Source organism: Arthrobacter sp. JSM 101049 (assembly GCF_041679245.1).
Taxonomy (GTDB): domain Bacteria; phylum Actinomycetota; class Actinomycetes; order Actinomycetales; family Micrococcaceae; genus Arthrobacter_H.
Map to the genome: position 1 here is coordinate 38809 of NZ_JBGFFC010000007.1, position 21460 is coordinate 60268.

Sequence of the window (21460 nt, forward strand, 5' to 3'; positions counted from 1 at the left end):
GCGACGGCCTTCCGGCCACGACGGGTTACTCGGCAGGTTCCTCGTACTTCGGGAAGATCGGCGTCGGCGCCGGCAGCTCGTGGCCGGGTTCCATGGCCGAATCGAAGGCGGCAAAGGTACGCGCCGCTCCCCCATCTTGGCCCAGCACGTCCAGCAGCTGTCCGGCAGAAGTGGGCATGATCGGCTGAACCAGCAGGGCGACCCGGCGCAGCACCTCGAGGGTCACATACAGCACGGTCTCCATCCGCGCGGTGTCCGTCTTGCGCAGCACCCAGGGCGCTTGTTCGGCGAAGTAGGCGTTCGTGTCGCCCAGGACGTGCCACGTCGCCTCGAGCGCCTTGCTGAACTCCTGCCGCGAGTAGGCGTCGCGGGACTGGTCCAACAGGGCCGCCGCGGCGTCGAGCAGTTCCCGGTCGGCCTCGGTGAAGTCGCCCGGAGTGGGGACCTTGCCCTCGCAGTTCTTGGCCACCATGGACAACGAGCGCTGGGCGAGGTTGCCCAAGTTGTTCGCCAGGTCGGCGTTCATGCGCCCGACGATCGCATCGTGGCTGTAGTTGCCGTCCGCACCGAAGGGAACCTCGCGGAGCAGGAAGTAGCGGGTCTGGTCCAGGCCGTACGTTTCCACCCAGTCGGCGGGGCTGACGGTGTTGCCCAACGACTTGGACATCTTGACGCCGTTGTTGTGCAGGTGGCCGTGGATCATGATGCGTCGCGGCAACTCCAGTCCGGCGGACATCAGGAAGGCCGGCCAGTAGATGGCGTGGAAGCGCGAGATGTCCTTGCCGATCACGTGCACGTCGGCGGGCCAGTACTTGCGGAACGAGGCGGAGGCGGTGTCGGGGAAGCCGACGCCGGTGAGGTAGTTGGTCAGCGCGTCGACCCACACGTACATCACGTGCTTCGGGTTGCCGGGCACCGGGATGCCCCAGTCGAAGGTGGTCCGGGAGATCGACAGGTCGTTCAGGCCGCCCTCGACGAAGCGGATGACCTCGTTGAAGCGGTATTGCGGTGCGCCGAATTCGGGCTGGCTGCGGTAGAGCTCCAGGAGCTTGTCCTGGTAGTTGGAGAGGCGGAAGAAGTACGACTCCTCCTCGGTCCACGTCACCTCGGTGTCGGACTCGGTGGAGTAGCGCACGCCGTCCTCGCGGACCTCGGTCTCGTCCTCGCCGTAGAAGGCCTCGTCGCGCACGGAGTACCAGCCGGCGTACTTGTCGAGGTAGATGTCCCCGTTGGATTCCATCCGCTGCCAGATGGCCTGCGCGGCATCATGGTGGTCGGCGTCGGTGGTGCGGATGAAGCGGTCGTAGCTGACGCCGAGTTCATCCTGGGCTTCCTGGAAGACATCCGAGTTGCGCTGGGCCAGCTGGCGGGGCGTGATGCCCTCCTTCTCGGCGGTCTGCAACATCTTCTGTCCGTGCTCATCCGTACCGGTCAGGAAGAAGACGTCACCGCCGTCGAGGCGCTTGAAGCGCGCCATCGCATCCGTGGCGATGAACTCGTAGGCATGGCCGATATGCGGCAGGCCATTGGGGTACGAGATGGCCGTGGTGATGTAAAACGGGGTCTGGTCCTGGGATGAAGTCACCATAGAAATCTACCGTACCCGGGCAGAAGGAAGCCCATCCGCTACGGTTGCCCACGGGGCTCGGCAGCGGACGTGCGCAGCAACGTCCCGCGGCCGGCAATACCGAGGACCATGCAGCACGAAGGGCGTGTGCCGATCCGTTTCTGCGGATCGGCACACGCCCTTCGACGTGGAGGGTGGCGTGGGTCCTACTCCGCCAGGTTGACCTCACGTGCCGTGGTGGCGCCGATGGAATCGCGCACCGCGTCCAGGACGCCTGCCGGCAACGCAGTGTCGACGGCGAGCACGGCCAGTGCCGGTCCGCCTTCCTCGTTGCGGGCGACCTGCATGGCGGCGATGTTGACGTCGTGCTCACCCAGCGTGCTGCCGAGGGTGCCGATGACGCCGGCGCGGTCCTGGTAGACCAGGACGATCATGTGCTCGGCGATCGGAATCTCGAGCTCGTACCCGCCGATGCCGACGAGCTTCTCGATCTGCTTCGGACCGGTGAGCGTGCCGGTGACGGAGATCTGCTGCCCGTCGGACAGCGCACCCTTCAGCGTCAGTGCGTTGCGATACTCCGGAGACTCGGCGGTGGTCACCAGCCGCGTGGTGATGCCGCGCTGTTCGGCGAGCACGGGGGCGTTCACGTAGGAGACCTGGTCGGAGACGATGTCCTGGAAGACGCCCTTGAGCGCGGAGAGCTCGAGGACCTTCACGTCCAGTGCGGCGATCTCGCCGGCGATCTCCACGTCCAGCGAGGTCAGCGAATCGACGGTCAGCGCGGTGAAGATGCGGCCGAGCTTCTCGATCAGCGGGATGCCCGGGCGGACTGACTCGTCGATGACGCCACCGGCGACGTTCACGGCGTCGGGGACCAGTTCGCCGGACAGGGCCAGGCGCACGGACTTGGCCACGGACACGCCAGCCTTCTCCTGAGCCTCGTCGGTGGAGGCGCCCAGGTGCGGGGTGACGGTGACGTTCTCGAATTCGAAGAACGGCAGGTCGGTGCTCGGTTCGGTGACGTACACGTCGATGCCGGCGCCGGCGATCTGCTTGTCCTTCAGCGCGGTGTAGAGGGCCTCCTCGTCCACCAGGCCGCCGCGGGCGACGTTGATGACGTAGGCGCTGTCCTTCATCTTCGCGAAGGCCTCGGTACCGAGCATTCCGACGGTCTCGGGCGTCTTGGGCATGTGGATGGTGATGAAGTCCGAGGTCGCCAGCAACTCGTCGAGCTCGAGCAGGCGCACCCCCATCTGCTGAGCGCGGGCGCTGGTGACGTACGGGTCGTAGGCGACGACGTCCATGCCGAAGCCCTGCAGGCGGGCCGCCACCAGGGCGCCGATGCGGCCCAGGCCAATGATGCCGGCGGTCTTTTCGTAGAGTTCGACGCCGGTGTAGGCCGAGCGCTTCCAGGCACCACCCTTGAGGGAGGCATTGGCGGCGGGGATGCGGCGGGCCAGCGAGACGATGTGCCCGACGGTCAGCTCGGCGGCGGAGATGATGTTCGAGGTCGGTGCGTTCACGACCATGACGCCGGCCTGGGTGGCGGCCTTGATGTCGACGTTGTCCAGCCCGACGCCGGCGCGGGCGATGACCTTGAGGTTCTTGGCCGCGGCGATGGCCTCGGCGTCGACCTTGGTGGCCGAGCGGACCAGGATCGCCTCGACGTCGGCGATGGCCGCGAGCAGCTGGGAGCGATCGGAACCGTCGGTGCTGCGGATCTCGAAGTCCGGGCCCAGGGCCTGGATGGTGGCGGGCGAGAGTTCCTCAGCCAGGAGGACGACGGGCTTGGTTTCTGACACGGAGGTGGCACCTTTGCGATCGACGGATGCTGGTTCGGGGCCGGGGATTCCCTGCTGCCCCGGTGCCAGAATATCGGCCACCGCCGCGTGGCCCACTGTCCGCGAGTAGATATTACGGGCGGGTAAGACCCGCGTCGTCTCAATGCAAGAGCCCACTGGCCACGATATGCCGGATTCCGTCAGCGATGGGTTCTGCGAACGGCCGAGGCCCCCGGGGCGATCCCCAAACCCAGGCACACCAAGAATGAACCTAGATGGCTTGCTTCCGTCGCTTTGTCCGTCCGGTGAGTACGCGACGTTCCCGGTTCGACAGTTCCTGGATTTCCTTCGGGATCTCCCACCGGTCGTTCTTCGACAGCTGGTTGTTGAGATCGACGAAGAGTTTGGCCAGCGCCTGGCGTACTTCGGGTTCTTCGTACACGTCGGGGTTGTAATGCGCCATGGCCTTCTCTCCTTGGCTCAAGGTTAGTCGCTTTGGCTGGTACGCGCAGTAGGCGGGCAGTCACGGCGTCGAAGAGCCCAATGTCGTCCTTGTCCGCGAGCCGGTCCCGCCCCAAAATCAGCACCGGCCGTTCGTTTTCATGACCGAGGTGTCCGATCAGGTCGGCTCCCAGCAGAAACCTGCTCATCTCACCGGAGACCAGAAGATCAAGTCCGTATCGGGTGCGTCTCCACCCATCGGGAATGGTTCAAGGACCTTCATCGCTCCATGCTGTCTCCGGACGGTCAACCGCCATTTTTTGTCCACAGCCGGAGCCAGGCGCATCTGACACTGATTCAGCGACCGAACACCGGCCCTGGACGCGGCGATGGCCGGCACTGTCGAAACAGTGCCGGCCATCGCCGTCGTACTTTTTGGGGTTGCCCCCGGAAGACGCGGGCGCGGGTTAGCGCGCGGTGACGCCCTCGGTGTAGTCGTCGTTGTTCTCGATCCAGGAGAACAGCTTGCGCAGTTCGCGGCCGGTCGACTCGATCGGGTGGTCCTCGCCCTTCTTGCGCAGCTCGAGGAACTCCTGGGCGCCGTTGGCCTGGTCGTCCATGAAGCGCTTGGCGAACGCGCCGGACTGGATGTCGGCGAGAACGGCCTTCATGTTCTCCTTGACGTCCGGGGTGATGACGCGCGGGCCGGAGACGTAGTCGCCGTACTCGGCGGTGTCGGAGACGGACCAGCGCTGCTTGGCGATGCCGCCCTCGACCATGAGGTCGACGATGAGCTTGAGCTCGTGCAGGACCTCGAAGTAGGCGATCTCCGGCTTGTAGCCGGCCTCGGTCAGGGTCTCGAAGCCGTACTGGACCAGCTGCGAGGCGCCACCGCAGAGCACTGCCTGCTCGCCGAAGAGGTCGGTTTCGGTCTCCTCGGTGAAGGTGGTCTCGATGACGCCGGCGCGGGTGCCGCCGATGCCCTTGGCGTAGGACAGTGCGAGCTCCTTGGCCTTGCCGGAGGGGTTCTGCTCCACGGCGATCAGGTCGGGCACGCCGCGGCCGGCCTCGAATTCGCGGCGGACGATGTGGCCCGGGCCCTTGGGGGCGACCATGGCGACGTCGACATCGGCCGGCGGCTGGATGTAGCCGAAGCGGATGTTGAAGCCGTGCCCGAAGAAGAGCGCGTCGCCGGCCTTCAGGTGCGGGGCGATCTCGTCCTGGTAGACCTTGGCCTGGATCTGGTCCGGGGTCAGGATCATGATGACGTCGGCTTCCTCGGCGGCCTCGGCCACGGAGAGGACGCGCAGGCCCTCGGCCTCGGCCTTGGCGCGGGACTTCGAGCCCTCCTTGAGGCCGACGCGGACGTCGACGCCGGAGTCGCGCAGGCTCAGCGAGTGGGCGTGGCCTTGGGATCCGTAGCCGATGACGGCCACCTTGCGGCCCTGGATGATCGAGAGGTCTGCGTCGTCGTCGTAGTACATTTCGGTCACGGTGATAACTCCTTGTGGTGTTGCGCGGATGAGGTGTGGTTGGTCTGGTGGTGCAGGGTGCAGGTCAGGCCGAGACGGTGCGCAGGGCACGGTCCGACATCGACTTGGAGCCGCGGCCGACGGCCAGGGTGCCTGATTGGACGATCTCCCGGACGCCGAACGGTTCGAGGACGGCCAGCAGGGCGTCCAGCTTGTCGGCGGTGCCGGTGGCCTCGATGATCAGTGAATCGGTAGACACGTCCACCACCGAGGCGCGGAAGAGGTCGGCTGCCTGCGTGACCTGCAGTCGGGTTGCTGCGTCCGCGCGGACCTTAACCAGGATGTGGTCGCGCTGCACGGACGAATCGGAGGTCAGTTCCACGATCTTGATGACGTTGATCAGCTTGTTGAGCTGTTTGGTCACCTGTTCCAGCAAGTCTCCTTCGGCGTCGACCACGACGGTCACCCGTGACATCCCGGGGACCTCGGTGGGGCCGACGGCCAGTGAATTGATGTTGAACGCCCGGCGGGCGAACAGGCCGGCCACGCGGGTCAGGACGCCGGGGACGTCCTCCACGAGCACGGAAAGGGTATGGCGTGCCATGGTCCTAGTCCTCCTCTTCCCATTCGGGGGTCATGCCGCGGGCGATCTGGATGGCGTCGTTGCTCACGCCGGAGGGGACCATCGGCCACACCATGGCGTCGCGGCTGACGACGAAGTCGATCACGACCGGGCGGTCGTTGATTTCGAGTGCCTTCTGGATGGTGGCGTCGATGTCCTCGTCGCGTTCGCAGCGCAGTCCGACGCAGCCGTAGGCGTCGGCGAGCTTGACGAAGTCCGGCACCCGCGCGGTTCCGTGGCCGGTGTTCAGGTCGGTGTTGGAGTAGCGGGAGTCGTAGAACAGGGTCTGCCATTGGCGGACCATGCCCAGCGAGGAGTTGTTGATGACCGCGACCTTGATCGGGATGTTGTTGATCACGCAGGTCGCCAGTTCCTGGTTGGTCATCTGGAAGCAGCCGTCGCCGTCGATGGCCCAGACGACGCGGTCGGGGTTGCCGACCTTCGCGCCCATGGCCGCCGGGACGGAGTAGCCCATGGTGCCCAGGCCGCCGGAGTTCAGCCACTGGTGGGGACGTTCGTACTTCACGAACTGTGCCGCCCACATCTGGTGCTGCCCGACGCCGGCGACGTAGACGCCCTCGGGCCCGGTCAGCGCCCCGATGCGTTCGATGACGCGCTGCGGGGCGGTGAGCCCGTCCTCGGTTTCGGTGAAGCCGATTGGGTAGGTCTCGCGCAGCCGGTTCAGGGTGGACCACCAGGGCTTCAGGTCAGGGCGGCCGTCCTCGGTGAAGCGGGTCCTGCAGGCCTCGGTGAGCTCCGGCAGGATCTCCTTGACCGAGCCGACGATCGGGACGTCCGCGGTGCGGTTCTTGGAGATCTCGGCCGGGTCGATGTCGGCGTGGATGACTTTCGCGTTCGGGGCGAAGGTGGAGAGCACGCCCGTGACGCGGTCATCGAAGCGGGCCCCGAGGGTGATCAGCAGGTCGGACTGCTGCAGCGCGGTGACCGCGGAGACGGCACCGTGCATGCCGGGCATCCCGACGTGCTGCTCGTGCGAGTCCGGGAACGCGCCGCGGGCCTGCAACGTGGTGGTGACGGGCGCGCCGACCAGTTCCGCCAGTTCCATGAGCTCGGCCGAGGCGTGGCCCTTGATGACGCCGCCGCCGACGTAGAAGACGGGGCGCTGGGCGGTGGCGATGAGCTTGGCCGCCTCGCGGACCTGCTTGGCGTGGCCGCGCATCACGGTGCGGTAGCCGGGCAGGTCGATCTTCGGCGGCCAGGAGAACGCCATCTTGCCCTGCTGAGCGTCCTTGGTGATGTCCACCAGGACGGGGCCGGGCCTGCCGGTGCTGGCGATGTGGAAGGCCTCGGCCATCACGCGCGGGATGTCGTCCGGGTCGGTGACCAGGAAGGAGTGCTTGGTGATCGGCATGGTGATGCCGACGATGTCCGCTTCCTGGAAGGCGTCCGTGCCGATGAACGCCGAGTGGACCTGGCCGGTGATGGCCACCAGCGGCACCGAGTCCATGTGGGCGTCGGCGATGGCGGTGACGAGGTTGGTGGCACCGGGGCCCGAGGTGGCGATGCATACTCCGACCTCTCCGGTGACCATGGCGTAGCCCTGGGCGGCGTGGCCGGACCCCTGTTCGTGGCGGACCAGGACGTGGTTGATCTTGGTCGAGTCCATCAGTGGGTCGTAGGTGGGCAGGATAGCCCCTCCCGGCAACCCGAAGACGTCTTTGACGCCCAGTTCTTCCAGTGAGCGGACGATGGCTTGTGAGCCGGTCATCCCAGTGGGTGCCACGGTGTTGTTCGGACCCTGGACGGGGTTCGAGGCATCCACGGTGGAAGAGACAGGAGCATGATCCTTGGCACGGCCGGCGGCCTGGGCCACCAGCGACGGGCTGATGGGTGTTCCGTTACTCATCGGATTTTCCTTCTCTTCTCTAGTTCTGCGCATAAAAATACCCCGCTGGCCATGTGGCTTCAGTGGGGTTCGCGCGTCACCGTGTCCTACAAACGAGGGCTAGGCTCCGCGCTTGGTAACTAGTAGGACATCGGTTCGGATCTGCATGCATTCAGTTTCCCCGGCGGTGCGGGGACTGTCAACGGAACCCATTGGCCATCTCATTATATGGACACGGCGTCCGATTTCTGGACATTCATCCCTCCATCGGACGCCGCGCCATGGCTTCAGCTAGCCACAGTAGGCTCCGGTGCTCGCCGAGTTGACGAGCTTGGCGTACTTGCCCAGCACGCCGGTGGTGAACTTCGCCGGCAGCGGCGCCCAGCCCTCGCGGCGGGTGGCCAGCTCGGCCTCGTCGACCAGCAGATCGAAGGAGCGGGCAGCGATGTCCACGCGGATCCGGTCGCCGTCCTTGACGAAGGCGATGGGGCCGCCGTCGACCGCCTCGGGGGCGACGTGGCCGATGCACAGGCCGGTGGTGCCACCGGAGAAGCGGCCGTCGGTGAGCAGCAGGACGTCCTTGCCCAGCCCGGCGCCCTTGATGGCACCGGTGATGGCGAGCATCTCGCGCATGCCCGGGCCGCCCTTGGGGCCCTCATAGCGGATGACGACGACGTCCCCGGCCTTGATCTCGCCGTTGTCCAGTGCATCCAGGGCGCCCTGTTCGCGTTCGAAAACACGTGCGCTGCCCTCGAAGACGTCGGCGTCGAAGCCGGCGCTCTTCACGACGGCGCCCTCGGGTGCCAGCGAACCGGTGAGCACGGTGATGCCGCCGGTGGCGTGGATCGGGTTGTCCAGCTGGCGGACGACCTTGCCATCCAGTGCCGGCGGGTTGATGTCGGCCAGGTTCTCCGCCACGGTGTTGCCGGTGACGGTGAGGCAGTCGCCGTGGATGAGGCCGGCGTCGAGCAGTGCCTTCATGACCACGGGGACGCCACCGATCTTGTCGACGTCGTACATGACGTAGTCGCCGAAGGGCTTCAGGTCGCCCAGGTGCGGGATCTTGTCGCCAATGCGGTTGAAGTCCTCGAGCTTGAGGTCGACGTTTGCCTCGCGGGCGATGGCCAGCAGGTGGAGCACGGCGTTGGTGGAACCACCGAAGGCCATCGTCACGGCGATGGCGTTCTCGAAGGCCTTTCGGGTCATGATGTCGCGGGCGGTGATGCCCTTGCGCAGCATGTTCACCACGGCCTCGCCGGACTGGCGGGCATACATGTCGCGGCGGCGGTCGGCCGAGGGTGGGGCGGCCGAGCCGGGCAGGGACATGCCCAGGGCCTCGCCGATGCAGGCCATCGTGTTGGCGGTGTACATGCCGCCACAGGCGCCTTCGCCCGGGCAGATGGCCCGCTCGATGGTGTCCAGGTCCTTCTCGCTCATCTTGCCGGCGGCGCAGGCACCAACGGCCTCGAAGGCGTCGATCAGGGTGACTTCCTTCTCCGTGCCGTCCTCGAGCTTGGCCACGCCGGGCATGATCGAGCCGGCGTAGACGAAGACGCTGGCCAGGTCCAGGCGGGCTGCGGCCATCAGCATGCCCGGCAGCGACTTGTCGCAGCCGGCCAGCAGGACGGAGCCGTCGATGCGCTCGGCCATCATGACGGTCTCGACCGAGTCGGCGATGACCTCGCGGGAGACCAGGGAGAAGTGCATGCCCTCGTGGCCCATGGAGATGCCGTCGGAGACGGAGATCGTGCCGAACTGCATGGGGAACCCGCCTCCGGCGTGCACGCCCTCCTTGGAGGCCTGCGCCAGGCGGTTCAGGGAAAGGTTGCAGGGGGTGATTTCGTTCCACGAGCTGGCCACGCCGATCTGCGGCTTGGCGAAGTCCTCGTCCCCCATGCCGACCGCGCGGAACATGCCGCGGGCTGGGGCCGCGTGGATGCCGTCGGTGACGGCGCGGCTGCGTGGCTTGATGTCAATGGTGCTGTCCTGGCTCATAGACGAGAGTCTAGAACCACGTGCCGAACGCAACGAACCCGTGACCTCGATGTGAAACATTTGTCGCGAACTATCGGTGCCCTCCCCGTAGACTGGAGCCCATGGGGAGAGCAGACAGCGGCAGCAGCGTGCCCGGCGGGGAAGATTCCATCCTCAAGGCCCACCTCCACCGCGCCTTCGACGAGCAGATCCCCAACTTCGGCAGCTACAACCTCGTGTACGCGACCGGTCGGGCCGGCGAGGGCGGCAAGTACGTCGTGGGCTACCGCCGCGTGCCCATGGAACTGATCGTTGCCCCGCTGCATGCCGGCACACTCGCCGCGCTGGAACCCGCGACCTCCATCAACCTCACGAACCTCGGCCACCTGGCCGAGGACCGCGGCGGTGGCCACGAGGTGGGAACCACCATGGGGCGCGTCTTCCGGTTCGAGGTGGCGCCCGAAACCACCATCGACGCTCCCCCGTCGGCCACGAGCCACCCCGAGGAACGCATCCGTCTCAACCAGCACGACGACGCTGCCGACTTCTGCGCGTTTTTCGACGAGTTCTTGACTCTCCTGGACGGATTCGGCGAACCGGAAGCGACCGCCGCGGAATAGAAGTTCGCCACTGCGGTCAGGTTCGCAATCCGGCTGTGGATAACTATTCAACCGGGTTGATTTTCGGGTTAGGGTGTTTCAACGCCCGCAATTCACTGTCGAACCCGGAGGCCTCATGCCGGTCACGATCACTCGCAGGACCCGCAGCAATCTGGCCATCGCGGCGGCCGTAGCCCTCGCCCTGAGTGCATGTTCCCCTTCGAACGGAAGCGACGAAAGCCCGTCGGGGTCGTCGGCGCAGGCGGAATCCCCCAGTGCCAGCGGCAGCAGCACCAAGGCCGCAGCGCAAACCTCGAAGAGCGCGTCGCCGACACCGATCGCGGCGAGCTCGAAGGGCCCTGCAAAGAATTGGCCCGTTCCAAAGATGCCGGCAGAAGCCAAGAAGAAGACCTTGGAAGGCGCTGCCGCCTTCTCAGACTTCTATTTCTCATTAATCGAGTTCACGTCGACCACCAATGATACGAAGCCAATCAAGAAGTATTCCGAGAAATCTTGTGAGGTGTGTCAGCACGATGTAATCGGTCCGTCCGATCGCAACAAGAAGAATCATGCCTGGAACGCCGGCGGCGAGTACCACCCGACGATCACGGCGGCAAAATTTCCCGACCGAGGCGGCGCGCTTGTCTCGTTCAAATACGATCAAGATAAGCGCTACGTGTACAACGCAGGCGGCGAAGTAGAAACAATCTACGCAAAAACGAAAAGTCCAATCTTTGGGACCTTCGCACTGAATTGGGACAACGGCTGGAAAGTTCAGTCCATCAATATCGTCGAATCGTAGCTGGAAAAATGCGAGTTGAAGAGAAGCCATCTTGTCGACTGGGCATGAGAGCAACCGCAGTCCTGCTCTCGTCGTTCGTGTTTTTCACCTTTCTGTTTTCCCCGACAGGTGCCTTAGCCGAAAAGCCTGGCCCCGGTGAAGGATCCGGAATCAACCAACAAGACGAGATCTATTCAAAAGCCGACGGCGATTCCAAGGTTGTTGATTCGCCGGCCACCCCCGCTGAAGCGCAGACGAATGCCGACGCTGGAACGCATACCGACGAAGAAGACGCCACGAAAGAAGCCTCTCCACCGAGGCAGGGGACAGCAAAGAAAGCGGGGCCGGTATACAAGGTCCGATACGAGACAATGTGCGACATAGTGGGGGTAGGCGGCGGTAGTTGCATCACCTTTGACGAAGAAGCCTGCCCAGATGGAGATCCTCTGATCACCCGAACGATCACCACGGCTGCTGGTCGTGTAGTTGCTCAAGATTCATACTGCACACGTGAACCTGAACCGGCATTGCCTTCCGGTGCAGAAGGCGAAATCGACGAGATCAGGGCCGCAGTCCAGAAGCAGCGTGTAGTTGAAGTCACTCCGGACAGATTTCAGAGTTTTCCGATTCTCGCATCAAAGGTGATCAGCCAGCCGAAGAGCTTTTCGCTCCGAAACGGGCACACACACATGTACGCCATTCCGAATCCCCAAACTTTCAACGTCGAAATTTTCGAGCAACCCGTTCGTGTTCGCGCCATTCCAACCTCATATTTTTGGGAATACGGCGACGGAAAGAGCCGGCGGACCCAGAAATCGGGCAAGGCCATGCCAGGCCATACTTTTGATGAGCCGACGGAAACGAGTCACGTCTATAAGGAGACGGGTGACTACGAAATCGAATTGAGCACCGCATATAGAGGGGAATTTTCAGTCAGCAACGGCCCATGGACGCCGATCCCGGGCACGGCGAATGTCCCCAGCGACCCGATGCCAATGAGCGTCTGGAGGACCAAGAAGCTCCTCGTCGACCAGACGTGTTCAGAGGACCCCAACGGGCCGGCCTGCGACTCGCCCTTCCTGAAGGAAGACTCGTCCGCTAAATAGGCGTCCTGACGCGCTCTACAAGTCGGAGTCGCCCGCTCTCCCGTGGTGGCCGGCTGGCTACAGGAGCCTCTCACCTTCGTGGACCAGGTTCGTGGGCTTCTCCCCCGCTGCCATGGCCGCGAACTGCTCGCGGATGAGCTTGGCGATGCGCGGCGGGAAGGCCCCGGTATTGCCGCCAACATGTGGGGTGATCAGGGCGTTGGGCAGCTTCCACAACGGGTGGTCGCTGGGCAGCGGCTCCGGGTCCGTGACGTCCAGGGCGCAGAACAGCCGCCCCGTCTCGACCTCGGCCGTCAGGGCCTCGGTATCGACCACAGCACCGCGGGCGACGTTGACGACGACGGCTCCGTCCGGGAGGGCGGCCAGGAACTCCTTGCCGATGATGTGGCGTGTCGAATCGTTCAGCGGAACGATGGCGATGACCACTTCGAGCGTCGGCGCCAAGTCCATGAGCTCATCCAGCCCATGCACCTGTCCGTGCTCATCGGTCCGGGCACGGGTGCCGATGCGCACCAGGTCGATCTCGAACGGCTCCAGCCGGCGACGGATCTCCTCGCCGATGCCGCCGACCCCCAGCAGTCCGACCCGGCGGTCGGCCAACCCCGGCCAGCGCTTCGAATCCCAGGTGCCGGTCAACTGGTTCTGCGCAGCCTGCCCCATCCCGCGCAGGGCCCCCAGCGCGAGCCCGACGGCGAGTTCGGCGGTCGCCGCGGCGTGCACGCCATGCGCCGAGGCAATGGCGATGTCATCCCCCACACGTTCGCGTACGCCGTCGTACCCGGTGGACTGGGTGTGCACCAGGCGGAGATTCGGCGCCCGGCGCACAGCGGGCAGCAGCTGCTGCGAATGCATGGCGTACGGCAACACGACCGCCTCGATCTCATCCAGGCCGATCCCCTGCGGGTCGCCTTCCAGGTTCCAGATGCCGCACCGCACGCCCTCGGGCAGGGGCGAGCAGGCATCGAGCAGGGTCTGGTCCGGGACGGTGAAGGCGGTGATGGGTTCCATGGCAACAGCTTAGGTTTTGGCCCCGGTCAGGCGCAGAATCGGGCGCGCAAAACGACACCGTTGTGACATCAATCCCATTCTCGAATCCGGTTTTGCGCGGTCGGAAAACTGCTGGTAATGTTTCATGTCGTTGCAAAGCACGGTCCCGACAAGGGAACGAACGGAAACAACAATGCACCTCTAGCTCAATTGGCAGAGCAACTGACTCTTAATCAGTAGGTTCCGGGTTCAAGTCCCGGGGGGTGCACCCCAGAAGAAGGAGGCCGGCCGTGAGGCTGGCCTCCTTCTGTATATCCGGACACCCTGGAGGAAGCCATGACCAGCACTGCCCAGCGCCTCGCCGTCGGCGATACCGCACCCGCCTTCACGTTGACCGCCGCCGACGGCAGCAGCGTCTCGCTCTCCGACTATGCCGGCCGCAAGGTCGTCGTCTACTTCTACCCGGCGGCCATGACGCCCGGCTGCACCAAGCAGGCCTGCGACTTCCGCGATTCGCTCGGTTCGCTCGCCGCCGCCGGATACCAGGTGCTCGGCCTCTCGCCGGACTCCCCCGCCAAGCTGGCCAAGTTCACCGAGAAGGAGACGTTGACCTTCCCGCTCCTGGCCGACGAGGACCACTCCGTCGCCGCCGCCTACGGTGCCTGGGGCGAGAAGAAGAACTACGGGCGCACCTATGAAGGGCTGATCCGCTCGACGATCGTCGTCGGCGAGGACGGCACAGTTCAGCTGGCCCAGTACAACGTCCGCGCCACCGGCCACGTTGCCAAATTGCGCCGCGATCTGGGCCTCGACGCCGCCTGAAAGACGCCGGTCCGGTTCCGCGGGCCGTGCACCCCGTTCCGGTACACTGGGTGAGGCCTTCCGTGCGCGGCAGGCGCGAGCGAGCGTGGCGGAATTGGTAGACGCGCTGGATTTAGGTTCCAGTGTCTTCGGACGTGGGGGTTCAAGTCCCCCCGCTCGCACGATGTGATGGGACCCGCAGACGCTGCACACCTGTCTGCGCGTCCCACGACCAGGGCCGACCCCACAGGATCCGGCGGAAGCCCACAGGCAAGGAGCAAGCAAGCGTGGAGTCCACCGACCGTCCCGGCGACCGCCCCGGACGGGGCACGACGAACCGCCGGGGCGCCGCCCGCTCCCCGCGTCCCTCACGCCGAACGGTCTTGGGCCTGGGAACGCTCGCCGCGGCAGGACTCGCCGGGTGCACGAAGGCCACCACCCCGGAGGATGTCCCGACCAGTGCCTCGCCGACGGCCACGATCGAGAAGGACCTCGAATTCGCCTTCGGCACCCCGGCCTCCCCGGCCACCCTGGACCCGGCGTTGGCCAGCGACAACGAATCGTTCCGCATCACCCGGCAGATCTTCGAGTCGCTGGTTGGGGTCGACCCCAACACCGGGGCGGCTACCCCCGGATTGGCCACCGCCTGGAAGGTCAGCGACGACGGTCTCACCTACACCTTCACCCTGCGTGAGGGCGTGACCTTCCACGACGGCACCGAATTCAACGCGCAGGCCGTGGTCTACAACTTCAGGCGCTGGGCCGAACTGCCCGCCGACTTGGGCGGACAACAGGGACAGGCCTTCGAATCGGTCTTCCACCACCACGAGGTCCAGCCCGCCCAGGACACCGACGTCCCGCCGGACAGCAAGTCGGCGACCGAGACGAAGGCCGGCGCACCGGGCACCGCCAAGGGCACGACGACGGACGCCGGGGACGACGCCGCCTCACCCGAGAAGGTCGAGACCGTCACCGCCAGCTACTACGACACTTGCCGAGCCGCCGACAGCCGGACCTTCGTGCTCACGCTGAAGAAGCCGGTCACCGGGCTGATCGAGGCACTGACGCTGGCCGGCTTCGGGATCGCCTCCCCCTCGGCCCTGCGCAAGCACCACGCGAACAAGGCCACGCGCGATAAGGCCGGGCGCCTCGTCACCGAGTTCGGCCGCCACCCCGTGGGCACCGGCCCCTACACCTACAGTTCAGGCGACGGCGACACCACATCCCTGGTGGCCGCGCCCGACCACTGGCGCCACCGCACCCAGGTCGGCAAGGCAACGTTCACGGTGGTGCGCGATCCCTCCTCACGCCTGCTGGCCCTGCGCAGGGGCCACGTGGCCGCCTACGACATGGTCACCGTCGAGGAACTGCGCGAGCTCGTCCGCCAAGGCCAGCAGGTCCTGCAACGCGACCCCTTTTCGATCCTCTACCTCGGGGTCAACCGGGCCAACCCCCTGCTCAAGGAGGACAAGATCCGCCAGGCCATGGCCCACGCCGTGGACCGCCAGGAGCTGATCGACAAGTACTTCATCGCCGGCACCAAGGAGGCGCGCAGCTTCGTGCCGCCGAGCCTCGGGGTACCCGACGGGAGCACCTACTTCGGATTCGACCCGGGCAAGGCCAAGACATTGCTGAAGCAGTCGACGTACGACGGCGAGGCCATCCCGTTCTCGTATCCGCTGAACGTCACGCGGGCCTACCTGCCGTTGCCCGAGCGGATCTATGCCACCCTCAGTGCCCAGCTCACCGCCGTCGGATTCACCATCGAACCGCACCCGATCGACTGGGAAGAGGGCTACCTGGATTCGGTCACCCGCGGCAAGCTGCCGGGCTTCCACCTGCTGGGCTGGAACGGCGGCTACCGGGATCCGGACAACTTCATCGGCACCCTGTTCGGCACCACCTCGGACGAGTTCAACTACGAGGCCCCGGCCCTGCGGGCCAAGATCGTCGCGGCCCGCTCGATGCCCAACGGGGACGCACGGGCTACCGCCTACCAGGAGATCGGCGAGCAGCTGGCCCAGGACATCCCGGCGCTGCCGCTGGCCTACCCGATCTCCGCGGTCGCGGCCAACGAGTCCGTGTTGCGCTACCCGACCAGTCCCACGCTCGACGAGACGTTTGATCGCGTGAGCCTCGCCACGGAATGACCCTCCAGGGCCCGCTGATTTCTTGGCGGTGAACCGGCCGCGCTAACCTTGGCTTAAGCCACCAGAGTCGTCGGATGGAGAATCCTGTGCCCAGCCCAACCCCCGCAACGAACGTCGATATCGCATTGATCGGCGGTGGGGTCATGAGTGCAACGCTGGGCACGCTCCTCAAGGAACTGGAGCCCAGCTGGAGCATCGCCCTGTTCGAGAACCTCGACCAGGCCGGCACCGAGTCCTCCGACCCCTGGAACAACGCCGGCACCGGCCACTCGGCCCTCTGCGAGCTGAACTACTCCCCCATGGGCGCCGACGGCACGGTCGATCCGACCAAGGCCGTGGGCATCAACGAACAGTGGCAGGTCTCCCGCCAGTTCTACTCGTACCAGGTGAACCAGGGCCGCATCCAAACGCCCAGCTCCTTCATCAACCCGCTGCCGCACATGAGCTTCGTGCTCGGTGACGAGCACGCCCACTACCTCAAGACCCGCTTCGAGTCGCTGCGCGCCCAGCCGCTGTTCGAGACCATGGAGTACACCGAGGACCTGGCGACCATCGCCGACTGGGCCCCGCTGGTCGCCGAGGGACGCAACCCGAACCAGCACGTGGCCGCCTCCCGCGTGGTCGGGGGCACCGACGTCGACTTCGGTTCGCTGACCCGCCAGCTGACCACCAACCTGGGCGAGGACGGCGTCGAGCTGAACTTCGGCCACAAGGTCACCGGCCTCGACCGCAACGGCACCGGCTGGACGCTCACGGTGAAGAACAACGCCACCGGCGAGAAACGCACCGTCAACGCGAAGTTCGTCTTCGTCGGCGCCGGCGGCGGCGCGCTGCACCTGCTGCAGGCCTCGGGCATCCCGGAGGCCAAGGGCTTCGGCGGCTTCCCGGTCTCGGGTCAGTTCCTGCGCAGCACGAACGAGGACGTCATCGCCCGCCACCACGCCAAGGTCTACGGCCAGGCGTCCGTGGGTGCCCCGCCCATGTCGGTCCCGCACCTGGATACCCGCTTCGTCAACGGCAAGCGCTCCCTGATGTTCGGCCCCTACGGCGGCTTCTCGCCGAAGTTCCTCAAGTCCGGCTCCTACCTGGATCTGGTCGCCTCGGTCCGCCCCGGCAACCTCATCCCGATGCTTGCCGTCGCCAAGGACAACCTCGGCCTGGTCAAGTACCTGGTCACCGAGGTCCTGAAGAGCCGCGAGGCCAAGAACGCCGCCATGCGCGACTACTACCCGAACGCGAACGGCGCCGACTTCGAGCTCATCACCGCCGGCCAGCGCGTGCAGGTCATCAAGAAGGACAAGAAGCGCGGCGGCGTGCTGCAGTTCGGCACCGAGGTCATCACCAGCGCCGACGGGTCGATCTCCGGCCTGCTCGGTGCCTCCCCGGGTGCCTCCACCGCAGCCCCGATCATGATCGAGGTCCTGCGCCGCTGTTTCCCGCAGGACTTCGCCGGCTGGGAGTCCAAGCTCACGGAGATCATCCCGAGCTTCGGCACCAAGCTGAACGAGAACCCCGAGCTGCTGGCCGAGGTCACCGAGGCCACCAACAAGGCACTCGACCTGAAGTAGCCCGCTGGTCGGCCCGGAAAAGCCGACCGCAGGAACGAGGGTGGTTCCCGGCCGATCTGGTCGGGGCCACCCTCGTTTCGTCTGCTGCGTGTCCCGGACGACGCCGGTGCCCCACCCGGGTGCACCACTGGAGCGACTCCGGCCGTGAGCGACCTCACCCGCCCGACCGGGAATGATCCACCCGCACCCGGCGCTCTTATATGCAAAAGCATATAAATGCTGGCATACTGGGAGCCAGGAACACGAAGGAGCACAGCATGGAAATCGGCGTCTTTTCGGTCAGTGACATCACCACCGACCCCACCACCGGGCACACCCCGAGCGAGAACGAGCGCATCAAGGCCGAGATCGCGATCGCGCGGAAGGTCGAGGAGATCGGCATGGATGTCTTCGCCATCGGCGAGCACCACAACCGGCCGTTCTTCTCCTCCTCGCCCACCACCACGCTGGCCTACATCGCCGCCCAGACGCAGCACATCACGCTCTCGACGGCGACCACGCTGATCACCACCAACGACCCGGTGAAGATCGCCGAGGACTTCGCCATGCTCCAGCACGTCTCCGACGGACGCGCGGACCTGGTGCTCGGCCGCGGGAACACGGCCCCGGTCTACCCGTGGTTCGGCAAGAACCCGCAGGACTCGGTGGAGCTGACCATCGAGAACTACAACCTGCTGCGCCGGCTCTGGGACGAGGACACCGTGACCTGGCAGGGCAAGCACCGCACCCCGCTGCAGAACTTCACCTCCACCCCGCGCCCGCTCGACGACGTTGCCCCCTTCGTCTGGCACGGCTCGATCCGCACCCCGCAGGTCGCCGAGATCGCGGCCTACTACGGCGATGGGTTCTTCGCGAACAACATCTTCTGGCCCAAGGAGCACTACCAGCAGCTGATCAATCTCTACCGCCAGCGCTTCGAGCACTACGGGCACGGCCGCGCCGACCAGGCCTACGTCGGACTCGGCGGGCAGTTCTACATGGCCAGGAACTCGCAGGACGCGGTCAACGAGTTCCGCCCGTACTTCGACAACGCACCGGTCTACGGTCACGGACCGACGATGGAGGACTTCACGGACCAGACGCCGCTGACCGTGGGCAGTCCGCAGCAGGTCATCGAGAAGACGCTGTCCTTCCAGGAGTTCTTCGGCGACTACCACCGCCAGCTGTTCCTGGTCGACCATGCCGGCCTGCCGCTGAAGACCGTGCTGAACCAGCTGGACATGTTCGGCGAACTGGTCCTGCCCGAGCTGCGCGCCGAGTACGCCAAGCGCAAGCCGTCCGACCACCCGGAACCGCCGACGCACGCCAACCTGGTCGCCGCCCACCGGGCCGGCATCAAGTCCGCCACCGCCCGGAACGAGGTTCCGGTCCCCGTCGACACCCCGGAGGAATCCCATGCCTAGCCCCGTCTCCGTCAGGGACACCACGCAGGCCTGGGAAGCCCTGTTCAGCGCGCAGGTCACCATCATGCGCCGGCTCCAGCGCCACCCGGCCTTCAAGCGGTTGACCATGCGCGAATACGACGTGTTGGTTACCCTGGGCAAGTGCCCGAACGGGGGCATCCGCCTCGGGACGCTGAACGAAAACGTGCTGCTGAGCCAGCCGAGCCTGAGCCGGATGGTCGACCGGCTGGAGGCCAAGGGCTACATCAGCCGCTGCGGGGACCCGCAGGACCAGCGGGCCGTGCTGCTCTCGCTCACCGACGAAGGACGCCGGATCCAGCGCGAGATCGGCCGCGAGCACGTCCGCCACATCCACGAGCTCATCGGCCCCGGCCTGGAGGTCGAGGAGTTCGCCGAGCTGACCCGGCTGACCCGCAAGCTCAGCGAATCGGTGCAGTCCCGGAACTGAGCCAGGCAACTGCCCGGTTCGCGGCGGCGTGCGTGCCCCTGATCGTCATCGACGGTCCGGGGCCCGCCGTCTGCCTCCATAGAATGGGAGGATGAGCGCCCACCTCGTGGCCAAGGACCTCTCCGGAGGCCATGCCCACCGCACCCTGTTTTCCGGCCTGGATTTCACCGTCGCCCCCGGCGACGTGGTCGGGGTGGTCGGCGTCAACGGGGCCGGCAAGTCCACCCTGCTGCGCCTGCTGGCCGGCCTCGACACCCCGCAGGCCGGAACGGTTACCGCCTCCCCACAGGGTGCGTTCATCGGATGGCTGCCTCAGGAGCACGAGCGCATCCCCGGCGAGACGATCGCCGCCTACTTGGCCCGGCGGACCGGCTGTGCCGCGGCGACCTCCGCCATGGAGGCCACCGCGGAGGCGCTGGGCTCCGGGGCCGCCGGCGCGGACGATGCCTACGCCGACGCGTTCGAGCACTGGATGGCCTCCGGCGCCGCCGACCTCGAGGACCGCATCGGCCCCACGCTGGCCGAGCTCGGCCTCGGCCTCGACGCCACCACCGAGATGACCGCGCTCTCCGGCGGGCAGGCCGCCCGCGTGGCGCTGGCCGCGCTGCTGCTCAGCCGGTTCGACCTGGTCCTGCTCGACGAGCCGACGAACGACCTGGACCTGGCCGGGCTCGAGCGGCTGGAGGACTTCGTGCGCGGGCTGCGCACCGGCGTCGTGCTGGTCTCCCACGACCGCGAGTTCCTGGCCCGCTGCGTGACCCGCATCGTCGAGCTGGACTTGCCGCAGCAGAAGGTCGCGGTGTACGACGGCGGATACGACGCCTACCTGGCCGAACGCGAGGTGGCCCGGCGGCATGCGCGCGAGACGTACGACGAGTTCACGGAGAAGAAGGCGGACCTGGTCGCGCGGGCCCGGACGCAGCGCGAATGGTCCTCGCAGGGGGTGCGCAACGCCATGCGCAAGGCCCCGGACAACGACAAGATCCGCCGCAAGGCCAGCACCGAGTCCTCGGAGAAGCAGGCGCAGAAGGTCCGGCAGATGGAATCGCGCATCGCCCGGCTGGACGAGGTCGCCGAGCCACGCAAGGAATGGGTGCTGCAGTTCAGCATCGGTGCGGCGCCGCGCTCCTCCTCGGTGGTGGCGACGCTGAACGAGGCGGTGCTGCGGCAGGGATCGTTCACGCTCGGCCCGGTCTCGGTCCAGGTCAACGCCGGCGACCGGATCGGCATCACCGGGCCCAACGGTGCCGGGAAGACCACGCTGCTGCGGCTGCTGCTGGGGCGGACCGCCCCGGATGCGGGGATGGCCTCGCTGGGGGCGAGCGTGGCCATCGGCGAGATCGACCAGGCCCGCGGGCAGCTGGACCCGGACCTGCCGCTGGGCGACGCGTTCGAGGCGGTCGTCCCGGAGATGGCCGCCGGGGAGGTGCGGACCCTGCTGGCCAAGTTCGGGCTCAAGGCCGACCAGACCGCCAGTCGGGTCGCCGACCTCTCCCCCGGTGAGCGCACCCGCGCGTCGCTGGCGCTGCTGCAGGCCCGCGGGGTGAACCTGCTGGTGCTCGACGAGCCGACGAACCACCTGGACCTGCTGGCGATCGAACAGCTCGAGGAGGCGCTGGAGTCCTACACCGGCGCGCTGCTGCTGGTCACCCACGACCGACGGCTGCTGGACAACGTCCGGCTGGACCAGCGCTGGGCCGTCGAGGCCGGCCGGGTCGCCGTCGACGTCATGCGGTAGACACGACCCTGCTTTCGTGGCAACCCAGCACAACTGCGCTATCGGGACACCTCTACACTTGAACTAATGAATACACATACTCCAGTCCAGCTTGCGCGGGAGCTTGGCTATACCGATGAGGCACGGCCGGGCCTCATCGTCCGTGCCTACCTCCGCAAGAAATACCCGGACCACCC

17 protein-coding genes and 2 tRNA genes are annotated in these 21460 nt (G+C 66.3%); 11 read left to right on the plus strand and 8 right to left on the minus strand.

The features are described 5' to 3' along the window. Nucleotides 1-25: 25 nt before the first annotated feature. The 7 genes from metG to ilvD all read right to left on the minus strand — a co-directional run bounded on the left by metG (nt 26) and on the right by ilvD (nt 9724). Nucleotides 26-1588 (minus strand): methionine--tRNA ligase, encoded by a 1563-nt coding sequence (gene metG / locus AB8M85_RS15285; protein ID WP_372699698.1) that lies wholly within the window; start codon nt 1586-1588, stop codon nt 26-28. A 185-nt stretch (nt 1589-1773) separates the two neighbouring features. After that, a complete protein-coding gene (serA, locus tag AB8M85_RS15290; protein WP_372699699.1) occupies nt 1774-3369 on the minus strand; it encodes a phosphoglycerate dehydrogenase in 1596 nt (531 codons plus the stop codon). Between the two features lie 250 nt (nt 3370-3619). Beyond that, the gene (locus AB8M85_RS15295; protein WP_372699700.1) at nt 3620-3811 is read right to left on the minus strand and encodes a hypothetical protein; all 192 of its coding nucleotides are present in this window, start codon (nt 3809-3811) and stop codon (nt 3620-3622) included. 445 nt (nt 3812-4256) lie between these two features. Next, nucleotides 4257-5282, minus strand: coding sequence for a ketol-acid reductoisomerase (gene ilvC / locus AB8M85_RS15300; protein WP_372699701.1), 1026 nt, complete (start codon nt 5280-5282; stop codon nt 4257-4259). A gap of 64 nt (nt 5283-5346) precedes the next feature. Further along, entirely contained in the window at nt 5347-5865 is a 519-nt protein-coding gene (ilvN, locus tag AB8M85_RS15305) for an acetolactate synthase small subunit (RefSeq protein WP_372699702.1), read from the minus strand. Between the two features lie 4 nt (nt 5866-5869). Beyond that, on the minus strand, nt 5870-7750 hold the full coding sequence (locus tag AB8M85_RS15310) for an acetolactate synthase large subunit (RefSeq protein ID WP_372699703.1): 1881 nt from the start codon (nt 7748-7750) through the stop codon (nt 5870-5872). Between the two features lie 270 nt (nt 7751-8020). Then, the gene (gene ilvD, locus AB8M85_RS15315) at nt 8021-9724 is read right to left on the minus strand and encodes a dihydroxy-acid dehydratase (protein ID WP_372699704.1); all 1704 of its coding nucleotides are present in this window, start codon (nt 9722-9724) and stop codon (nt 8021-8023) included. A gap of 101 nt (nt 9725-9825) precedes the next feature. Here ilvD and AB8M85_RS15320 point away from each other — a divergent pair, with 101 nt between their 5' ends. The 3 genes from AB8M85_RS15320 (at nt 9826) to AB8M85_RS15330 (ending at nt 12189) form a co-directional block, all read left to right on the plus strand. Beyond that, nucleotides 9826-10323, plus strand: a complete 498-nt coding sequence (locus AB8M85_RS15320; protein ID WP_372699705.1) for a hypothetical protein — start codon at nt 9826-9828, stop codon at nt 10321-10323. A gap of 115 nt (nt 10324-10438) precedes the next feature. Next, nucleotides 10439-11104 carry a DUF6318 family protein gene (locus AB8M85_RS15325; protein WP_372699706.1) on the plus strand — a complete coding sequence of 222 codons (666 nt, stop codon included), beginning with the start codon at nt 10439-10441 and terminating at the stop codon, nt 11102-11104. Nucleotides 11105-11148: 44 nt separating this feature from the next. Further along, complete coding sequence (locus AB8M85_RS15330) at nt 11149-12189, plus strand: hypothetical protein (RefSeq protein WP_372699707.1); 1041 nt, start codon at nt 11149-11151, stop codon at nt 12187-12189. A 57-nt stretch (nt 12190-12246) separates the two neighbouring features. Here AB8M85_RS15330 and AB8M85_RS15335 read toward each other — a convergent pair whose 3' ends face one another. Next, nucleotides 12247-13197 carry a 2-hydroxyacid dehydrogenase gene (locus tag AB8M85_RS15335; RefSeq protein ID WP_372699708.1) on the minus strand — a complete coding sequence of 317 codons (951 nt, stop codon included), beginning with the start codon at nt 13195-13197 and terminating at the stop codon, nt 12247-12249. Nucleotides 13198-13371: 174 nt separating this feature from the next. On the opposite strand from AB8M85_RS15335, the gene AB8M85_RS15340 reads away from it, so the two are divergent. From AB8M85_RS15340 to abc-f, 8 genes are all read left to right on the plus strand, one after another. Beyond that, a tRNA-Lys gene (locus AB8M85_RS15340) sits at nt 13372-13444 on the plus strand. A gap of 68 nt (nt 13445-13512) precedes the next feature. After that, nucleotides 13513-13998, plus strand: coding sequence for a thioredoxin-dependent thiol peroxidase (gene bcp / locus AB8M85_RS15345; protein WP_372699709.1), 486 nt, complete (start codon nt 13513-13515; stop codon nt 13996-13998). Nucleotides 13999-14077: 79 nt separating this feature from the next. Next, nucleotides 14078-14159: transfer RNA gene (locus tag AB8M85_RS15350), tRNA-Leu, on the plus strand. A gap of 105 nt (nt 14160-14264) precedes the next feature. Beyond that, a complete protein-coding gene (locus AB8M85_RS15355; protein ID WP_372699710.1) occupies nt 14265-16127 on the plus strand; it encodes an ABC transporter substrate-binding protein in 1863 nt (620 codons plus the stop codon). 74 nt (nt 16128-16201) lie between these two features. Next, nucleotides 16202-17695 carry a malate:quinone oxidoreductase gene (locus AB8M85_RS15360; RefSeq protein ID WP_372699711.1) on the plus strand — a complete coding sequence of 498 codons (1494 nt, stop codon included), beginning with the start codon at nt 16202-16204 and terminating at the stop codon, nt 17693-17695. A 257-nt stretch (nt 17696-17952) separates the two neighbouring features. Beyond that, nucleotides 17953-19098, plus strand: a complete 1146-nt coding sequence (locus AB8M85_RS15365; RefSeq protein ID WP_372699712.1) for an LLM class flavin-dependent oxidoreductase — start codon at nt 17953-17955, stop codon at nt 19096-19098. Beyond that, nucleotides 19091-19546 (plus strand): MarR family winged helix-turn-helix transcriptional regulator, encoded by a 456-nt coding sequence (locus AB8M85_RS15370; RefSeq protein WP_372699713.1) that lies wholly within the window; start codon nt 19091-19093, stop codon nt 19544-19546. The genes AB8M85_RS15365 and AB8M85_RS15370 overlap by 8 nt, the downstream gene beginning before the upstream one ends. A gap of 91 nt (nt 19547-19637) precedes the next feature. Continuing rightward, a complete protein-coding gene (gene abc-f / locus AB8M85_RS15375; RefSeq protein ID WP_372699714.1) occupies nt 19638-21284 on the plus strand; it encodes a ribosomal protection-like ABC-F family protein in 1647 nt (548 codons plus the stop codon). Nucleotides 21285-21460 lie beyond the last annotated feature (176 nt).

Coding starts and splice junctions, on each gene's coding strand:
- metG (WP_372699698.1), bottom strand. CDS start 1,588: ATGGTGACTTCATCCCAGGACCAGACCCCGTTTTACATCACCACGGCC.
- AB8M85_RS15295 (WP_372699700.1), bottom strand. CDS start 3,811: ATGGCGCATTACAACCCCGACGTGTACGAAGAACCCGAAGTACGCCAG.
- ilvN (WP_372699702.1), bottom strand. CDS start 5,865: ATGGCACGCCATACCCTTTCCGTGCTCGTGGAGGACGTCCCCGGCGTC.
- AB8M85_RS15310 (WP_372699703.1), bottom strand. CDS start 7,750: ATGAGTAACGGAACACCCATCAGCCCGTCGCTGGTGGCCCAGGCCGCC.
- ilvD (WP_372699704.1), bottom strand. CDS start 9,724: ATGAGCCAGGACAGCACCATTGACATCAAGCCACGCAGCCGCGCCGTC.
- AB8M85_RS15320 (WP_372699705.1), top strand. CDS start 9,826: ATGGGGAGAGCAGACAGCGGCAGCAGCGTGCCCGGCGGGGAAGATTCC.
- AB8M85_RS15325 (WP_372699706.1), top strand. CDS start 10,439: ATGCCGGTCACGATCACTCGCAGGACCCGCAGCAATCTGGCCATCGCG.
- AB8M85_RS15330 (WP_372699707.1), top strand. CDS start 11,149: ATGAGAGCAACCGCAGTCCTGCTCTCGTCGTTCGTGTTTTTCACCTTT.
- AB8M85_RS15335 (WP_372699708.1), bottom strand. CDS start 13,197: ATGGAACCCATCACCGCCTTCACCGTCCCGGACCAGACCCTGCTCGAT.
- bcp (WP_372699709.1), top strand. CDS start 13,513: ATGACCAGCACTGCCCAGCGCCTCGCCGTCGGCGATACCGCACCCGCC.
- AB8M85_RS15360 (WP_372699711.1), top strand. CDS start 16,202: ATGGAGAATCCTGTGCCCAGCCCAACCCCCGCAACGAACGTCGATATC.
- AB8M85_RS15365 (WP_372699712.1), top strand. CDS start 17,953: ATGGAAATCGGCGTCTTTTCGGTCAGTGACATCACCACCGACCCCACC.
- AB8M85_RS15370 (WP_372699713.1), top strand. CDS start 19,091: ATGCCTAGCCCCGTCTCCGTCAGGGACACCACGCAGGCCTGGGAAGCC.
- abc-f (WP_372699714.1), top strand. CDS start 19,638: ATGAGCGCCCACCTCGTGGCCAAGGACCTCTCCGGAGGCCATGCCCAC.